This window comes from Mycolicibacter sp. MU0102 (assembly GCF_963378105.1).
Taxonomy (GTDB): domain Bacteria; phylum Actinomycetota; class Actinomycetes; order Mycobacteriales; family Mycobacteriaceae; genus Mycobacterium; species Mycobacterium holstebronense.
Genome location: NZ_OY726398.1, coordinates 1,048,790 through 1,064,361 on the forward strand (window position 1 = coordinate 1,048,790; position 15,572 = coordinate 1,064,361).

A 15,572-nucleotide genomic window follows, 5' to 3' on the forward strand; every position below is an offset into this window, starting at 1 on the left:
CCGCCGTAGCCCGATAGTCTCATCGGCGTGACCGCATCCGACGGCAATACCGCGACCGAGTGGTCCCCGACCGGTTCGGTCACCGTGCGGGTACCGGGCAAGCTGAACCTTTACCTGGCCGTCGGTGACCGTCGCGATGACGGCTACCACGAGCTGACCACCGTCTTCCATGCGGTTTCGTTGGTCGACGAGGTGACTGTCCGCGACGCCGACGTCTTGTCGTTGCGAGTCAGCGGCGAGGGCGCCGACGTGCTGCCCACCGATGAGCGCAACCTGGCGTGGCAGGCCGCCGAGCTGATGGCCGAGTACGTGGGCCGGGCCCCGGACGTGGCGATCAGCATCGACAAGTCCATTCCGGTGGCCGGCGGCATGGCCGGTGGCAGCGCCGACGCCGCAGCGGTGCTGGTCGGCATGAATGTGCTGTGGGAACTGGGCGTGCCGCGTCGCGACTTGCACTCGCTGGCCGCCCGGCTGGGCAGCGACGTGCCGTTCGCGCTGCACGGCGGCACGGCGTTGGGCACCGGTCGCGGCGAGGAACTGGCGACGGTGCTCACCCGCGAGACGTTCCACTGGGTGCTGGCGTTCGCCGACCGTGGGCTGTCGACGCCGGCGGTCTTCAAAGAACTGGATCGGCTGCGCGAGACCGGGCGCAAGCTGCCCGAGTCGGGCGATCCCGAGCCGGTGCTGGCCGCGTTGGCCGCCGGCGACTCCCAGCGGCTGGCCGGATTGCTCGGCAATGACCTGCAGGCGGCGGCGATCAGCCTCAACCCTGACCTGCGCCGCACCTTGCGGGCCGGCGTTCAGGCAGGTGCCCTGGCCGGTGTGGTGTCCGGATCCGGACCGACGTGTGCATTCCTGTGCAGCTCAGCGCAGTCGGCGGCCGATGTCGCCGTCGAGCTGTCGGCGCTCGGCGCGGGACGGGCGGTGCGGGTGGCCAGCGGTCCGGTCTACGGCGCCCGGGTGGTGCCGTCGTCGGTCAGTGGGGCCTGACCGAGACCCCGCTCCGCTGGCAGATTTGCCCGCGGATTAAGAGGAGTTTAAGATGGCCCGCGGTGATTATTTGCGGCCAGGACAACCTTGCCACCCAGACGCTCGCCGCTCTGGTGGGCCGCGCATTACGGTATCGAGATCTAACCGCCACCGAATTGTGTGCGTGTGCCTCTCGCGGAGTGGTCAACAGCAGGTGGAACATGAAATCTGAGCCCGTATGGAATGTACTGGTGCCGGCTAGGAGGCCGTCGTGAGCAGGTTTACCGACAATATGTTCCGTAGTGCCCGGGAGTCGTCCAAGGGCATGGTTACCGGTGAGCCGCACACACCTGTCCGGCACACCTGGGCCGAGGTCCATGAACGCGCCCGGCGTATCGCCGGCGGGCTGGCTGCGGCCGGCGTCGGCCCGGGAGACGCCGTCGGCGTCCTAGCCGGTGCCCCTGTCGAAATCGCCCCCACCGCCCAGGGCGTGTGGATGCGCGCCGCGAGCCTGACCATGCTGCACCAGCCCACCCCGCGCACCGACCTGGCGGTGTGGGCCGAGGACACCATGACCGTCGTCGACATGATCGACGCCAAGGCGATCATCATCTCCGACCCCTTCATGCCCGCGGCCCCCGTGCTGGCCGAGAAGGGCCTGAAGGTCGTCACGGTCGCTGACCTGCTGGACGCCGAACCGATCGAGCCGGAAGAAGCCGGTGAAGACGATCTGGCGCTGATGCAGCTGACCTCGGGCTCGACCGGGTCGCCGAAGGCCGTGCAGATCACCCACCGCAACATCTACTCCAACGCCGAGGCGATGTTCATCAGCGCCGAGTACGACGTCGAGAAGGACGTCATGGTCAGCTGGCTGCCGTGCTTCCACGACATGGGCATGATCGGCTTCCTGACCGTGCCGATGTACTTCGGCGCCGAGCTGGTCAAGATCACCCCGATGGACTTCCTGCGGGACACCCTGCTGTGGGCCAAGCTGATCGACAAGTACAAGGGCACCATGACCGCGGCCCCGAACTTCGCCTACGCGCTGTTCGCCAAGCGGCTGCGCAAGCAGGCCACGCCGGGGCAGTTCGACCTGTCCACGCTGCGGTTCGCGCTCTCTGGTGCCGAGCCGGTGGAGCCGGCAGACGTCGAGGACCTGATCGACGCCGGTAAACCGTTCGGGCTGAACCCGACCGCCATCCTGCCGGCCTACGGCATGGCCGAAACGGTCTTGGCGGTGTCCTTCTCCAAGTGCAATGCCGGCCTGGTGGTCGACGAGGTCGACGCCGACCTGCTGGCCGCACTGCGTCAAGCGGTGCCCGCCACCAAGGGCAACACCCGGCGACTGGCTTCGCTGGGACCGCTGTTGGAGGGCATCGAGATCCGGATCGTCGACGAGCACGGCAACTCGTTGCCGCCGCGCGGGGTTGGAGTGATCCAGCTGCGCGGTGAGCCGGTGACCCCGGGCTACCTGACCATGGCGGGCTTCCTGCCGGCGCAGGACGAGCACGGTTGGTATGACACCGGCGACCTGGGCTACCAGATGGAGGACGGCCACGTCGTGGTGTGTGGCCGCGTCAAGGACGTCATCATCATGGCGGGCCGCAACATCTACCCGACCGACATCGAGCGGGCCGCCGGCCGCGTCGAGGGCGTGCGCCCGGGCTGTGCGGTCGCGGTGCGCCTGGACGCCGGGCACTCGCGGGAGACGTTCGCGGTCGCGGTGGAATCCAACGCCTGGCAGGACCCGGTCGAGGTACGTCGCATCGAACACCAGGTCGCCCATGAGGTGGTCACCGAGGTCGACATGCGGCCCCGCAACGTGGTGGTGCTCGGGCCGGGCAGTATCCCCAAGACGCCGTCGGGCAAGCTGCGGCGGGCCAACTCCGTCGCCCTGGTCACCTAGGGCGCGGCAGCCTCCACCGCGAGTCGGAATCTGGCGACGCGACACTCCGTGAACGCGTCGCCGATTTCACACTCGGCCCGCTAGCCCCAGGCGTGGACGACGTTCTGGGCCGGTTCCAGCCCCAGCTCGATCAGCAACTCGGTGGCATCGGCGGACTGCTCGCAGATCGTCGGTAACTCGTCGCGCTCCTTGGCGGTGAACGCCTGCAGCACGAACGCCGCCGGATCTTGGCGGCCGGGCGGCCGGCCGATCCCGAAACGGACCCGCTGAAAGTCCTTGCTGCCCAACACGGTCGCGATCGATCGCAGGCCGTTGTGACCGCCTTCGCCGCCGCCCTGCTTGAGCCGGATCCGGCCGAAGTCCAGGTCGAGATCGTCGTGAATCACCACGACGCCGCCGGTGGGCACTGAATAGAACTTGGCCAGTGGGCCCACCTGGCGGCCCGACTCATTCATGTAGCAGCGTGGCCGGGCCAGCACCACCGAGCGCCCACTCAGGCGCCCGGTGGCCACGTCGGCACCCGACTTCTTGTGCAGCTTGAACGCCGACCCGATCCGCTCGGCGAGCAGGTCGACGACCATGAAGCCGACATTGTGCCGGGTGCGGGCGTAGGTCGGGCCGGGGTTGCCCAGGCCGACCACCAGGATCGGTGGTGACTCGGCCACGCGGTGCTCGGCTTACTCGGACTCGGCGGCCGCGTCCCCGGCGGCCTCCGCGCCGGCTTCCTCGCCCGCAGCCTCGGCCGGCTCCTCGGCACTCGGAGCCTCGATCACGTTGACCAGCAGCAGTTCGGGGTCAGAGACCAGGCTCACGCCCTTGGGCAGCTCCAGGCTGCCGGCGGTGAACTGGGTGCCGGCCTCGGCGCCCTCGATGGAGACCGTCAGCTGCTCGGGAATCGACAGCGCCTCGGCCTCGATCTCCACGGCGGTGGCGTCCTGGGTCACCAGGGTGCCGGAAGCGGCGTCGCCCTCGATGACGACGTTGACCTCGACGGTCACCTTCTCGCCGCGACGCACGACCAGCAGGTCGGCGTGCTGGATGGTGCGACGGATCGGGTGGATCTCGAGAGCCTTGGTCAGCGCCAGCTGCTCCTTGCCCTCGATGTCGAGGGTGAGCACGGCGTTGGTGCCGGAGTGGCGCAGCACGGCCGCGAAGTCGTGGGCCGGAAGCTCCAGGTGCTGCGGCTCGGTGCCGTGGCCGTAGAGGACCGCGGGGACCCGGCCTGCGCGGCGGGCCCGGCGCGAGGCGCCCTTGCCGGTCTCGGTCCGCACCGAAACGGTCAGCTGGTTGGTGGTCGGGGTCTTAGCCATGGGGAACTCCTTGGTTGCTACGGCGTGCATGAGGCACGGCCAGATCGCGACAACCATCTAGGAGGTCCTCGTCGATAACGGCGGCCAAATGGTGGCCGCCCTCGCCGTGACGCCTGGTCAGGCTAGCGCATCAGCAGCTCAGAGCGGAAATTGAACCCCGGTGAGCTGCGCAGACAGCTCCCACAGCTCGGCGGCCGTGGACCCGCGCTTGGCCAACAGGCTGCGGCCCACCGATCCGCTGCGGCCGACAATGCCAAAACGCGGACCGATGAAGGTATTGCCGGACAGGTCCTGCGACGCCGCATAGAGGGTCTGGCGTGCCCCGAAGTCGGGGCTGGTGGCGAACAGGCCGTTGCCGAAGGTGCGCATCGCCAGGTCGCCGATCCGATTGCCGGTCTGGCCCTGCAGGTTGGTGCTCGAATAGCCGGGATGGGCGGCCAGCGCGCGCAGCGGTGAACCCGCGGCCACGAGCCGGCGTTGCAGTTCGCTGGTGAACAGCAGATTGGCCAGCTTGGCCTGGCCGTAGGCCAACCACGCCGAATACCGTCGCGACTCCCAGTTCAGGTCCTTGAGGCTGATGTAGCCCATCCGGTGCAGGGCTGAGGACACCGTCACCACCCGGTCGGTGAGTTTGGGCAACAGCAGGTTGGTCAGCGCGAAATGACCCAAGTGGTTCGTGCCGATCTGACTCTCGAAACCGTCGACGGTCTTGCTGTAGGGCACCGCCATGATGCCGGCGTTGTTGATCAGCACATCGACGGCCGTGGTCTCGTCGGCGAATCGCCGCACCGAGGACAGGTCCGCCAGATCCAAGGCACGAACCGTCACGTCACCGGGCATCCCCGCCGCGGCGGCCTGGCCCTTGGCGGTGTTGCGGACGGCCAGTGTGACGGCGGCGCCGACTCGGGCCAATTCGCGTGCGGTCACGGCCCCCAGACCGCTGTTGGCTCCGGTGACGATGACGGATCGCCCGGCGAACGACGGCAGATCGGTGGCGGACCAGGAGGCCATGGCTGACACTCTAACGAGGCGCGCCCCCGTGTGCCGGGATGCCGATCGGACTGGAGGAGCGACGTGAAGCAATGGACCACCTTCGGATTGATCGTCATGATGCTGGCCGCAGTCAGCGGCTGCGGTGGTAGGCAGTCGACCGAGCCCGCCGGCCCGGCGCCGGCCCAGTCCGCCGATCAGGTCCGTCAGATCGCCAAGGAGGCCTACGTCTACGGCTTCCCGATGGTGGACTCCTACCGCATCCAGCATGCCTACTTCGTCGACAAGGCGGGGTCGCAGTACAAGGGTGACTGGAACCAGACGCACAGCACTGCAAGGGTTTACACCCCCGATGACACCACCGTGCAGACGCCGAACTCCGATACGCCCTACACGATGCTGGGCACTGACCTGCGAGCCGAGCCGTTGGTACTCACCGTGCCGCCGATCGAGGCTGGCCGCTACTACTCGCTGCAGTTCATCGATGCCTACACGGCCAACTACGCCTACGTGGGCAGCCGCACGACCGGCAACGGCGGCGGCAAGTACCTGCTGGCCGGACCCGGTTGGCAGGGCGACAAGCCTGACGGCGTCGACGAGGTGATCCGCTCCGACACCGGCTTCGGGCTGGTGATCTACCGCACTCAGCTGTTCGACCCCGCCGACATCGACAACGTCAAGAAGATCCAGGCCGGTTACACCGTGGAGCCACTGTCGGCCTACCTCAAGCAACCCGCGGTGAGCGCCCCGCCGGTGGATTTCATCGCGCCGCTGACACCCGAGGAACAGAAGACCTCACCGAAGTTCTTCGAGATCTTGAGCTTCATCCTGAAGTACGCGCCGGTACTACCGGGGGAGCAGGACCTGCGGGCCCGGTTCGCCAGCATCGGCATCGGCCCCGACGGCTCCTTCAACGCCGATGAACTCAGCGCCGAGGCTCGCGACGCCGTCCAGGCCGGGATGGCCGACGCCTGGGCCGAACAGAATGCCTTCAAGAAGGACAAGCTGGACACCGGGCAGGTGACCTCGGCTCAGCTGTTCGGCACCCGGGAGTTCTTGCACGGCAACTACCTCTACCGGATGGCCGGGGCGGTGTTGGGCATCTACGGGAACTCGGCGGAGGAAGCCATCTATCCGGTGGTCGCGGTGGACTCCGACGGCGCCCCGCTGAGCGGCGCCAACGGCTACACCCTGCGGTTCGCGCCCGGACAGCTGCCACCGGTCAACTCGTTCTGGTCGCTGACCATGTACAAGATGCCCGAAAGCCTGCTGGTGGCCAACCCGATCAACCGGTATCTGATCAACTCGCCGATGCTGCCGGATCTGACCCGCGATCCCGACGGCGGAATCACCGTCTACGTGCAGAACAAGTCCCCGGGCGCGGGCAAGGAAACCAACTGGCTGCCTGCACCGGAGGGGCCGTTCCAGATGATCCTGCGGCTGTACTGGCCCAAGGAAGAAGCGCTGGGCGGCACCTGGGCACCGCCGAAGGCGGTGAAAAACTAGGCGGGTTCGCTTAGTTGCAGTTGTTGGCGTGCACCCAACGGCCGTTGTAGCCCACGCAGGTGTTGACCGGGGGAGGCGGCGGCGGAGGCGGCGGAGGCACGTCTTCGGGTAGCGGCGCGTAGTAGGCCGGCGGTGGCACCGGGTCGGCGCATCCGCTGACATACACCCTGCGGCCCACGCCGACGCAGCCCGCACTGGCGGTACCGGCCGGGGTGAACACGACCACGGCGCCCGGCAGGCTGGTCAGGGCCAGTGCCGCGACGACCCACATCCGGCGTGCCATCACTGGTCCAGCAGTGGGCGCTCGGGCTGGGGCAATCCGCAACGGGCGCGGAAGTCGGCCAGAGGCTGGCGCAGCCCCAACAGGTCGGAGTGGGCCTGCGGGTTGTCGGCGAAGAAGCTGCGAACTGCCTCGGGCACCTCGTCATCGGGCCGGTTGTGCAGGCCGGTGTAGAACTCGTTGACGTCCGGATGTGCGTAGAGGTAACCCGACGTCGAGGCGGCGACGCCGGTGGCCACGTTGGCCATGTCGGCGGCGGTGCAGCCGGGCTGCGGGTCGGCCAGCGCCACGGCCGGCGCCAGCAGACCGGTCGCGACGGCGGCTACGCCGAGGCCGGTCAGGCTCAGCGATGAGAGGCGATCGAGGGACATGGCGGAACTCCCTTCAGGCGGGTGCGTCACTTTAACAAGACCCGAGGCCGGTGGGGGTCACTTCGCGGCGACGGTGAAGCCCTTCATGATCGCCTCGACGTCGGTGGCGTTCTTGGGTGCCTCATCGGCGGGCGCGGTGACCGCCAACTGCACCAGGTAACGCTGTTCGGCCGGCGCTGAACCGGTGGCGATCACCATCCGGAACCAACTGTGCAGGCGTTGACCATCCATGTCGTAGGTGCCCTGCACCATCGATGACGGGAAGCCTTGGTAGTCCTCGTTGGAGGCGTCCAGCAGCCGGAAGTTCGGTGAAAGCTGGGCGTCGACCACACCGTGCCGGATGGCCTCCTTCGAGTCGAATTTCCCGTTGAGCTTGACCACACTCAAAATCGCCCGGGGGAACTTCTCGCCCTTGCCCAGGACCAGTGTGGTGGCCGGCAGCATCGGGTTTTCTTTCTTCGTCCAGCCCGGCGGCGTGGGGATCGACACGGTCAGGTCGGTCGGTGCGTTGGGCGCGACCGCTTCAGCGGCCACTCCCTGGTCCTCCAGGTATCGGCCGACGCTGACTGGTGCCTCCGGCTCCGACGAGGTGGTGGTCGTGGTGCCGTTGCCCCAAATCGACTGATAGTCAGGGGTTTTAGTGCCGCATCCGGATGTGGTGCTGGCCAGGACCGCGCACGCCAATGCCGCGACCGTCAAGCGCAGCGGGGTCACAGGATCTCGCGGACCGCGTCAATCGGACGGGCCAACCGGGTGCCGTTACCGGTGACGACGAACGGCCGCTGGATCAGGATCGGGTTCGCGGCCATCGCGTCAAGCAGTTCGTCATCGGTTGCCTCAGCCAGGTTCAGCTCGGCGTACACCGCTTCGCCGGTACGCACGGCGTCGCGCACACCGATTCCGGCGGCGCTGATCATCTCCGCCAGCTCCGCACGCGACGGCGGGGTCTTGAGGTACTCCACGACCGTCGGCTCGATACCGTTCTCGCGCAGCAGCTCCAGCGTCTTGCGTGAGGTCGAACAGCGCGGGTTGTGATAGACCACCGCGTCAGCCATGTCAGGCATCCCCATCGAAAAGCCCGGTGACTGAGCCGTTTTCGAACACCGCCCGGATGGTGCTGGCCAGCAGCGGAGCGATCGACAGCACGGTCAGCGCCGGGAACTGCTTGTCCTCGGTGATCGGCAGCGTGTTGGTGACGATCACCTCGCTGGCCCCGCAGGCCGCCAACCGCTCGGATGCCGGGCTGGACAGCACGCCGTGGGTGGCGGCGATCACCACGTCGACTGCTCCCGCCTCGCGCAGCAGGCCAACCGCCCCGGCGATGGTGCCACCGGTGTCGATCATGTCGTCGGTGATCACACAGGTTTTGCCGGCGACCTCGCCGACCACCCGGTTGGCTTTGACCTGGTTGGGCACCCGGGGATCACGGGTCTTGTGGATGAACGCCAGCGGCACGCCGCCCAGCGAGTCCGCCCACTTCTCGGCGACCCGCACCCGGCCGGAGTCGGGGGAGACCACCACGACGTCCTTGCCGTTGTTGAGGTAGTTGTCCCGGATGTAGCCGCACAGCAGCGGCTGGGCCCGCATGTGGTCCACCGGGCCGTCGAAGAAGCCCTGGATCTGGTCGGTGTGCAGGTCCACCGTGACGATTCGGTCGGCGCCGGCCGTCTTGAGCAGGTCGGCGACCAGGCGGGCCGAAATCGGTTCGCGGCCGCGGTGCTTCTTGTCCTGGCGGGCATACGGGTAGAACGGCAGGATCGCGGTGATCCGCTTGGCGCTGCCCCGCTTGAGCGCGTCGATCATGATCAGCTGTTCCATCAGGTGCTGATTCAGTGGCGCGGGGTGCGACTGCAGAACGAAGGCGTCGCAGCCGCGCACGGACTCGTCGAAGCGCACGAAGATCTCGCCGTTGGCAAAGTCCCGGGCGGTCTGCGCGGTAACCGGTACGTCCAGTTCTTTGGCGACCTGATCAGCCAACTCCGGGTGCGCACGACCAGCGAAGAGCATCAGGTTCTTGCGATTGTCTGTCCAGTCGTGGCTCACGTGCTGCCCCCGCAGTAGGAGATTGTGGATTTCGGTCGAGTTAACTCGGGCCTTATGGTACGTAGCCCGGTGCGCGATTTCGCCTCGGGCCGCCTCAACGCGATCAAGCTCACGATGACAGATCGGGTGGAGTCTGGTCGGCTTCTTCGGCGTTATTCGCCGACTCGGCCGCCGAAGCGGCCTGGCTGCCGGGCCGCTTGCGCTGTACCCAGTTCTCGATGTTGCGTTGCGGGCCGGCCGAGACCGCCAATGCGCCCGGCGGCACATCGTGGCGCACCACCGTCCCGGCGCCGGTGTAGGCGCCGTCGCCGATGGTGACCGGCGCGACGAACATGGTGTCCGAGCCGGTGCGCACGTGCGAGCCGACCGTGGTCCGCCGTTTGGTCTGGCCGTCGTAGTTGACGAACACGCTCGAGGCGCCGATGTTGCTGTGGTCGCCGATGTCGGCGTCGCCGACGTAGGTCAGGTGCGGAACCTTGGTCCCGGTGCCGATGGTGGAGTTCTTGGTCTCGACGAAGGCGCCCAGCTTGCCGTCGGAACCGAGCACCGTGCCGGGACGCAGGTAGGTGAACGGCCCGACCGTCGCACCGGCGCCGATCGCCGACGAGGTGGCGTGGCTGCGGATCACCGACGCACCGTCGCCCACCGTGACGTCGGCCAAGGTGGTGTCGGGGCCGATCGTGCAGTGCGCTCCGACGGCGGTGCGGCCGAGCAGCTGGGTTCCGGGCGCAACCGTCGTGTCGCGCCCGATGGTCACGTCCACGTCGATCCAAGTGGTGGTGGGGTCGACGATGGTGACGCCGGCCCGCTGATGGGTGGCCACCAGGCGGCGGTTGAGTTCGCCGGCCAACGCGGACAGTTGCACCCGGTCGTTGACGCCGGCCACCAATGCCGCATCGTCGACATGGCGGGCGTGCACCACCTGGCCGTCGCCGCGGACAATGCCGATCACGTCGGTGAGGTACAGCTCGTGCTGGGCGTTGTCGGAGCCCAGCCGGCCCAGCGCGGAACGCAACGCGGCGATGTCGAAGGCGTACACCCCGGCATTGACCTCGCGGATCTCCCGCTGCGACTCGGTGGCATCGGCCTGTTCGACGATCGCGGTGACCTCCCCGTCCTGGGTGTGCAGGATGCGGCCGTAGCCGGTGGGGTCGGCGAGCGTGGTGGTCAGCACGGTGACCGCGGCCGGGGCGGTGCGATGGGTGTCGATCAGCGCTTGCAGCGTGGCGGTGTCCAGCAGTGGGATGTCACCGGAGGTGACGACGACGGTGCCGGTGAAGGCGTCCGGCAGGGCTGCCAGACCGCACAGCACCGCGTGCCCGGTGCCGAGCTGCTGGTCTTGCAGGGCGATGTCGATGGGAAAGTCCAGGGCCTTAGCCAGCTCGGCAACCGGCCCGGTGATGCGCTCGTGCTCGTGGCCCAACACCACCACCAAGTGGCGGGGCCCGACGCCGGCGGCCGCCTGCAGGCAGTGCGCCAACATGCTGCGACCGCCCAGCTCATGCAGCACTTTGGGGGTGTCGGAGACCATCCGGGTGCCGGCTCCGGCCGCCAAGACGATGACGGCGTCCTGGCCGGCATCCGGGCTCGAGGGAGCGTGGTTGTACGTCGACACGCCGCCTAGCCTGTCATTCTGCGCACGCTCGCGGCAAAGGGGTGGGACAAATCTGAGCTCCGTCGCCAGGACTCGAACCTGAACTATCTGAACCAAAATCAGAGGTGCTGCCGATTACACCACGACGGATCGGTGTTCCGCAGTGACTTTAGTCCGACGACGGCGAGGGCCGCCCGCGGCCCGAGTAAGAAGTCGGACAATCCGGTCTAGTGCAACGGACTACCCTGGTCGCGTGGCTGGTCTGGACAAGGACGGCCGGGCGCCTCGAGCCCGGATGACAGGTAGCGAGCGCCGTCACCAACTCATCGATGTCGCGCGCTCGCTGTTCGCCGAACGCGGGTATGAGGGCACCTCCATCGAGGAGATCGCGCAACGCGCCAACGTCTCCAAGCCCGTCGTCTATGAGCACTTCGGCGGCAAAGAGGGCCTCTACGCCGTGGTGGTCGACCGCGAGATGTCGGCGTTGCTGGACGGCATCACCACGTCATTGACCAAGGCGACCAACAACCAGTCCCGGCTGCGGGTGGAGCGCGTCGCGCTGGCATTGCTGACCTATGTCGACGAGCACACCGACGGATTCCGCATCCTGATCCGCGACTCGCCAGCGTCGATCAGCTCCGGCACCTACTCGACCCTGCTCAACGACGCGATCGGCCAGGTGTCGTCGATTCTGGCCGGCGACTTCGCCAAGCGCGGCCTGGACCCGGAGACCGCGCCGCTGTACGCCCAGGCGTTGGTCGGTTCGGTGTCGATGACGGCCCAATGGTGGCTCGACGTACGCGAACCCAAGAAGGAAGTGGTGGCCGCGCACCTGGTCAACCTGTGTTGGAACGGGCTGACTCACCTGGAGTCCGATCCGACCCTGCACGACGAATAAGGCCTGTACCGCAACGCAAATCGTCGGCCTGAGCCACACCGCCTAGAATTGCCCACATCATGACCGCACCGGGGTACCAGACTGTCCAAAACCCGATCGCGGGGCTCGTAGACCTGGCGTTGACCGCGCCGGCTTTCGCCGAGCTCATCGAGCGTGCGGGCGATCCGCCCGCCGAACTTGCGCTGGTGGGTCCGGTCGGTGCCCGGCCCTTCACCGCCGCCGCGCTGGCCCGCACCGGCGCACTGTTGGTGGTCACCGCCACCGGCCACGAAGCCGACGACCTGACCGCGGAGCTGCGCGGCGTCTACGGCGACACGGTGGCCCTGTTCCCGTCCTGGGAGACGCTGCCGCACGAGCGGCTCTCGCCCGGGGTGGACACCGTCGGCGCCCGCATGCTGCTGCTGCGCCGGCTGGCCCAGCCCGAGGACACCCGTCTGGGGCCGCCGCTGCGGGTGGTGGTCACCGCGGCCCGATCGCTGTTGCAGCCGATGACCGGCCAACTGGACGCGATCGAGCCCGTCATGCTTGCCGTCGGTGACGAGGTCCCGTTCGAGGCGGTGATCGCCCGGCTGGTCGAGCTGGCCTACACCCGGGCGGATCTGGTCGGCAAGCGCGGCGAGTTCGCCGTCCGCGGCGGCATCCTCGACCTGTTCCCACCGACCGCCGAACATCCGGTGCGCATCGAGTTCTGGGGTGACGAGGTAACCGAGATCCGGCCGTTCTCGGTGGCCGATCAGCGCTCCATCCCCGAAGTCGAGGTCGGCACCGTGGTCGCGGTGGCCTGTCGGGAGCTGCTGCTCACCGACGATGTGCGGGCACGCGCCGCCGAGCTGGCCCGCGATCAGCCGCACACCGAGAACGCCGTGTTGGGCACCGTCGGTGAGATGCTGTCCAAGCTGGCCGAGGGCATCCCGGTCGACGGGATGGAGGCGCTGAGTCCGGTGCTGCGGCCCGGCCCGCAGGCGCTGCTGACCGATCAGCTGCGCCCGGGCACCCCGGTGCTGGTCTGCGATCCGGAGAAGGTCCGGGCCCGCGCCGCCGACCTGATCAAGACCGGGCGCGAATTCCTGGAGGCGTCCTGGTCGGTCGCCGCGATCGGCGGCGAGGCGCCGATCGACATCGAGCAGCTCGGTGGTTCGGGATTCCGGGAGTTCGCGCAGGTGCGCCAGGCGGCGCTCGACACCGGGCATCCGTGGTGGACGCTGAGCCAGCTGCCCGACCCGGACGCGACCGAACTCGACGTGCGCCCGTCGCCGTCGGCCCGGGGCCGGCAGCGCGATATCGACGAGATTTTCGCCATGCTGCGCGCGCACATCGCGACCGGGGGACGGGCGGCGGTGGTCGCGCCGGGCGTCGGCACGGCACGCCGAATCGTGGAGCAGTTGGCCGAATCCGAGACTGCGGCAACGCTGTTGGAGGCGGGCGCAACCCCGCAGCCCGGGGTGGTCGGGGTGCTCAAGGGCCCGCTGCACGAGGGCCTGGTCATCCCCGGCGCCAACTTGGTCGTGGTGACCGAGGCCGACCTGACCGGCAACCGGGTGAGCGGGCCGGAGGGCAAGCGGCTGGCGGCCAAGCGACGCAACGCCGTGGACCCGCTGGCGCTGACCGCCGGCGACCTGGTGGTGCACGACCAGCACGGCATCGGCAAGTTCGTGGAGATGACCGAGCGCACCGTCGGCGGGGCGCGGCGCGAATACCTGGTGCTGGAGTACGCCTCAGGCAAGCGCGGCGCCAACGGTACCGACAAGCTCTATGTGCCGATGGACTCGCTGGATCAGCTGTCGCGCTACGTCGGCGGCCAAGCCCCGGCGCTGAGCCGCCTGGGCGGCAGCGACTGGAGCCAGACCAAGACCAAAGCCCGCAAGGCGGTCCGTGAGATCGCCGACGAACTCGTCGCGCTCTACGCCAAACGTCAGGCCGCGCCCGGCCACGCGTTCGCCCCGGACACCCCGTGGCAGGCCGAGATGGAAGACGCGTTCGGGTTCACCGAGACCATGGACCAGCTCACCGCCATCGGCGAGGTCAAGGCCGACATGGAGAAGCCGGTCCCGATGGACCGGGTGATCTGCGGCGACGTCGGCTACGGCAAGACCGAGATCGCGGTGCGCGCGGCGTTCAAAGCAGTACAGGACGGCAAGCAGGTCGCGGTGCTGGTGCCCACTACGCTGCTGGCCGACCAGCACCTGCAGACCTTCAGCACCCGGATGGCCGGCTTCCCGGTCACCGTCAAGGGACTGTCACGGTTCACCGACGCCCAAGAGTCCAAGGCGACCGTCAACGGCCTGGCCGACGGCTCCGTCGACGTGGTGATCGGCACCCACCGACTGCTGCAGACCGGGGTGCGCTGGAAGGACCTGGGGCTGGTGATCGTCGACGAGGAACAGCGGTTCGGCGTCGAGCACAAGGAACACATCAAGGCACTGCGCAGCCACGTCGACGTGCTCACCATGAGCGCCACCCCGATCCCGCGCACCCTGGAGATGAGCCTGGCCGGCATCCGGGAGATGTCGACGATCCTCACCCCGCCCGAAGACCGCTATCCCGTGCTGACCTACGTCGGCGGCCATGATGACAAGCAGGTCGCGGCCGCGCTGCGCCGCGAGTTGCTGCGCGACGGCCAAGTGTTCTACGTGCACAACCGGGTGAGCTCCATCGACGCGGCCGCCGCCCGGGTGCGCGGCCTGGTGCCCGAGGCCCGGGTGGTCGTGGCGCACGGCCAGATGCCCGAAGAAATGCTGGAAACCACGGTGCAGGGCTTCTGGAACCGGGAATACGACATCCTCGTGTGCACCACCATCATCGAGACCGGCCTGGACATCTCCAATGCCAACACCTTGATCGTGGAACGCGCCGACACCTTCGGGCTCTCGCAGCTGCACCAGCTGCGGGGCCGGGTGGGACGCAGCCGGGAGCGCGGCTACGCCTATTTCCTCTACCCGAAGGAGAGCCCGCTGACCGAGACCGCCCACGACCGGCTGGCCACCATCGCCCAGAACAACGAGTTGGGCGCCGGCATGGCGGTGGCGATGAAAGACCTGGAGATTCGCGGCGCCGGCAACGTGCTGGGCGTGGAGCAGTCCGGGCACGTCGCCGGGGTGGGCTTCGACCTGTACGTGCGGCTGGTCGGTGAGGCGGTCGAGGCATACCGGGCGGCCTTCAACGGCGAGACGATCACCACCGAAGAGGTCAAAGACGTCCGGATCGACCTGCCGGTCGACGCGCACCTGCCGCCGGAGTACATCAACTCCGACCGGTTGCGGCTGGAGGCATACCGCCGGTTGGCCGCGGCCCCCGGCGACGACGAGATCGCCGCAGTGATCGAGGAACTCACCGACCGCTACGGGCCACTTCCCGAGCCGGCCGGCCGGCTGGTGGCCGTGGCCCGGCTGCGGCTGCTGTGCCGCGCCGCCGGGATCACCGAGGTGTCCGCGGCGTCGGCGACGACGCTGCGGCTGGCCCCGATGACGCTGCCGGACTCCGCCCAGTTGCGGCTCAAGCGGATGCACCCGTCGGCCAGCTACCGCGCTACCACCGCCACCATCCAGGTCCCGATCCCGCGTGCCGGCGGTGCCGGCGCGCCCGTCGGTGCGCCCCGTATCCGCGACGTCGAGCTCGTCCAGATGGTGGCCGATCTGATCTCGGCACTGGACGGCAAGCCGCAGGGCCTTATCGACGTCGCCGGCGCGGTGCCCGCAGTACGGTAAC

At 68.4% G+C, this 15,572-nt stretch carries 14 protein-coding genes and 1 tRNA gene; 5 read left to right on the forward strand and 10 right to left on the reverse strand.

Annotated elements, in window-relative coordinates; genetic code table 11:
• Positions 1-27 precede the first annotated feature (27 nt).
• Both RCP37_RS04970 and RCP37_RS04975 read left to right on the forward strand, forming a co-directional pair.
• Entirely contained in the window at positions 28-990 is a 963-nt protein-coding gene (locus RCP37_RS04970; RefSeq protein WP_308485874.1) for a 4-(cytidine 5'-diphospho)-2-C-methyl-D-erythritol kinase, read from the forward strand.
• A 250-nt stretch (positions 991-1,240) separates the two neighbouring features.
• Positions 1,241-2,875, forward strand: a complete 1,635-nt coding sequence (locus tag RCP37_RS04975) for a fatty acyl-AMP ligase (RefSeq protein WP_308485875.1) — start codon at positions 1,241-1,243, stop codon at positions 2,873-2,875.
• 80 nt (positions 2,876-2,955) lie between these two features.
• On the opposite strand, the gene pth is transcribed toward RCP37_RS04975, so the two are convergent.
• The 3 genes from pth to RCP37_RS04990 form a co-directional block, all read right to left on the reverse strand.
• Positions 2,956-3,540 (reverse strand): aminoacyl-tRNA hydrolase, encoded by a 585-nt coding sequence (gene pth, locus RCP37_RS04980; protein ID WP_224975645.1) that lies wholly within the window; start codon positions 3,538-3,540, stop codon positions 2,956-2,958.
• Positions 3,541-3,552: 12 nt separating this feature from the next.
• Positions 3,553-4,185, reverse strand: a complete 633-nt coding sequence (locus RCP37_RS04985) for a 50S ribosomal protein L25/general stress protein Ctc (protein ID WP_308485876.1) — start codon at positions 4,183-4,185, stop codon at positions 3,553-3,555.
• Positions 4,186-4,323: 138 nt separating this feature from the next.
• Complete coding sequence (locus tag RCP37_RS04990; RefSeq protein WP_308485877.1) at positions 4,324-5,196, reverse strand: oxidoreductase; 873 nt, start codon at positions 5,194-5,196, stop codon at positions 4,324-4,326.
• A 96-nt stretch (positions 5,197-5,292) separates the two neighbouring features.
• Here RCP37_RS04990 and RCP37_RS04995 point away from each other — a divergent pair, with 96 nt between their 5' ends.
• Positions 5,293-6,681, forward strand: coding sequence for a DUF1254 domain-containing protein (locus RCP37_RS04995; RefSeq protein WP_308486941.1), 1,389 nt, complete (start codon positions 5,293-5,295; stop codon positions 6,679-6,681).
• Positions 6,682-6,691: 10 nt separating this feature from the next.
• Here the strand turns inward: RCP37_RS04995 and RCP37_RS05000 are convergent, their stop codons facing one another.
• The 7 genes from RCP37_RS05000 to RCP37_RS05030 form a co-directional block, all read right to left on the reverse strand.
• Positions 6,692-6,964 (reverse strand): hypothetical protein, encoded by a 273-nt coding sequence (locus RCP37_RS05000; RefSeq protein ID WP_308485878.1) that lies wholly within the window; start codon positions 6,962-6,964, stop codon positions 6,692-6,694.
• Positions 6,964-7,332, reverse strand: coding sequence for a heme-binding protein (locus RCP37_RS05005; protein ID WP_308485879.1), 369 nt, complete (start codon positions 7,330-7,332; stop codon positions 6,964-6,966). Before RCP37_RS05005 ends, RCP37_RS05000 begins: the two co-directional genes overlap by 1 nt.
• Before the next feature lie 57 nt (positions 7,333-7,389).
• Positions 7,390-8,046 carry an LpqN/LpqT family lipoprotein gene (locus tag RCP37_RS05010; RefSeq protein WP_308485880.1) on the reverse strand — a complete coding sequence of 219 codons (657 nt, stop codon included), beginning with the start codon at positions 8,044-8,046 and terminating at the stop codon, positions 7,390-7,392.
• Positions 8,043-8,387 (reverse strand): arsenate reductase (glutaredoxin), encoded by a 345-nt coding sequence (gene arsC / locus RCP37_RS05015; protein WP_308485881.1) that lies wholly within the window; start codon positions 8,385-8,387, stop codon positions 8,043-8,045. Before arsC ends, RCP37_RS05010 begins: the two co-directional genes overlap by 4 nt.
• Before the next feature lies 1 nt (position 8,388).
• Positions 8,389-9,375 carry a ribose-phosphate diphosphokinase gene (locus tag RCP37_RS05020; RefSeq protein WP_308485882.1) on the reverse strand — a complete coding sequence of 329 codons (987 nt, stop codon included), beginning with the start codon at positions 9,373-9,375 and terminating at the stop codon, positions 8,389-8,391.
• A 109-nt stretch (positions 9,376-9,484) separates the two neighbouring features.
• Positions 9,485-10,990 (reverse strand): bifunctional UDP-N-acetylglucosamine diphosphorylase/glucosamine-1-phosphate N-acetyltransferase GlmU, encoded by a 1,506-nt coding sequence (gene glmU, locus RCP37_RS05025; RefSeq protein ID WP_308485883.1) that lies wholly within the window; start codon positions 10,988-10,990, stop codon positions 9,485-9,487.
• A gap of 57 nt (positions 10,991-11,047) precedes the next feature.
• Positions 11,048-11,119 (reverse strand) — tRNA-Gln (locus tag RCP37_RS05030).
• A gap of 145 nt (positions 11,120-11,264) precedes the next feature.
• Here RCP37_RS05030 and RCP37_RS05035 point away from each other — a divergent pair.
• Both RCP37_RS05035 and mfd read left to right on the forward strand, forming a co-directional pair.
• Positions 11,265-11,867: a TetR/AcrR family transcriptional regulator gene (locus tag RCP37_RS05035; protein ID WP_024442510.1), complete on the forward strand. Its 603-nt coding sequence runs from the start codon at positions 11,265-11,267 to the stop codon at positions 11,865-11,867.
• A gap of 59 nt (positions 11,868-11,926) precedes the next feature.
• Positions 11,927-15,571 carry a transcription-repair coupling factor gene (gene mfd / locus RCP37_RS05040; protein WP_308485884.1) on the forward strand — a complete coding sequence of 1,215 codons (3,645 nt, stop codon included), beginning with the start codon at positions 11,927-11,929 and terminating at the stop codon, positions 15,569-15,571.
• The last annotated feature ends 1 nt before the right edge of the window (position 15,572 follow it).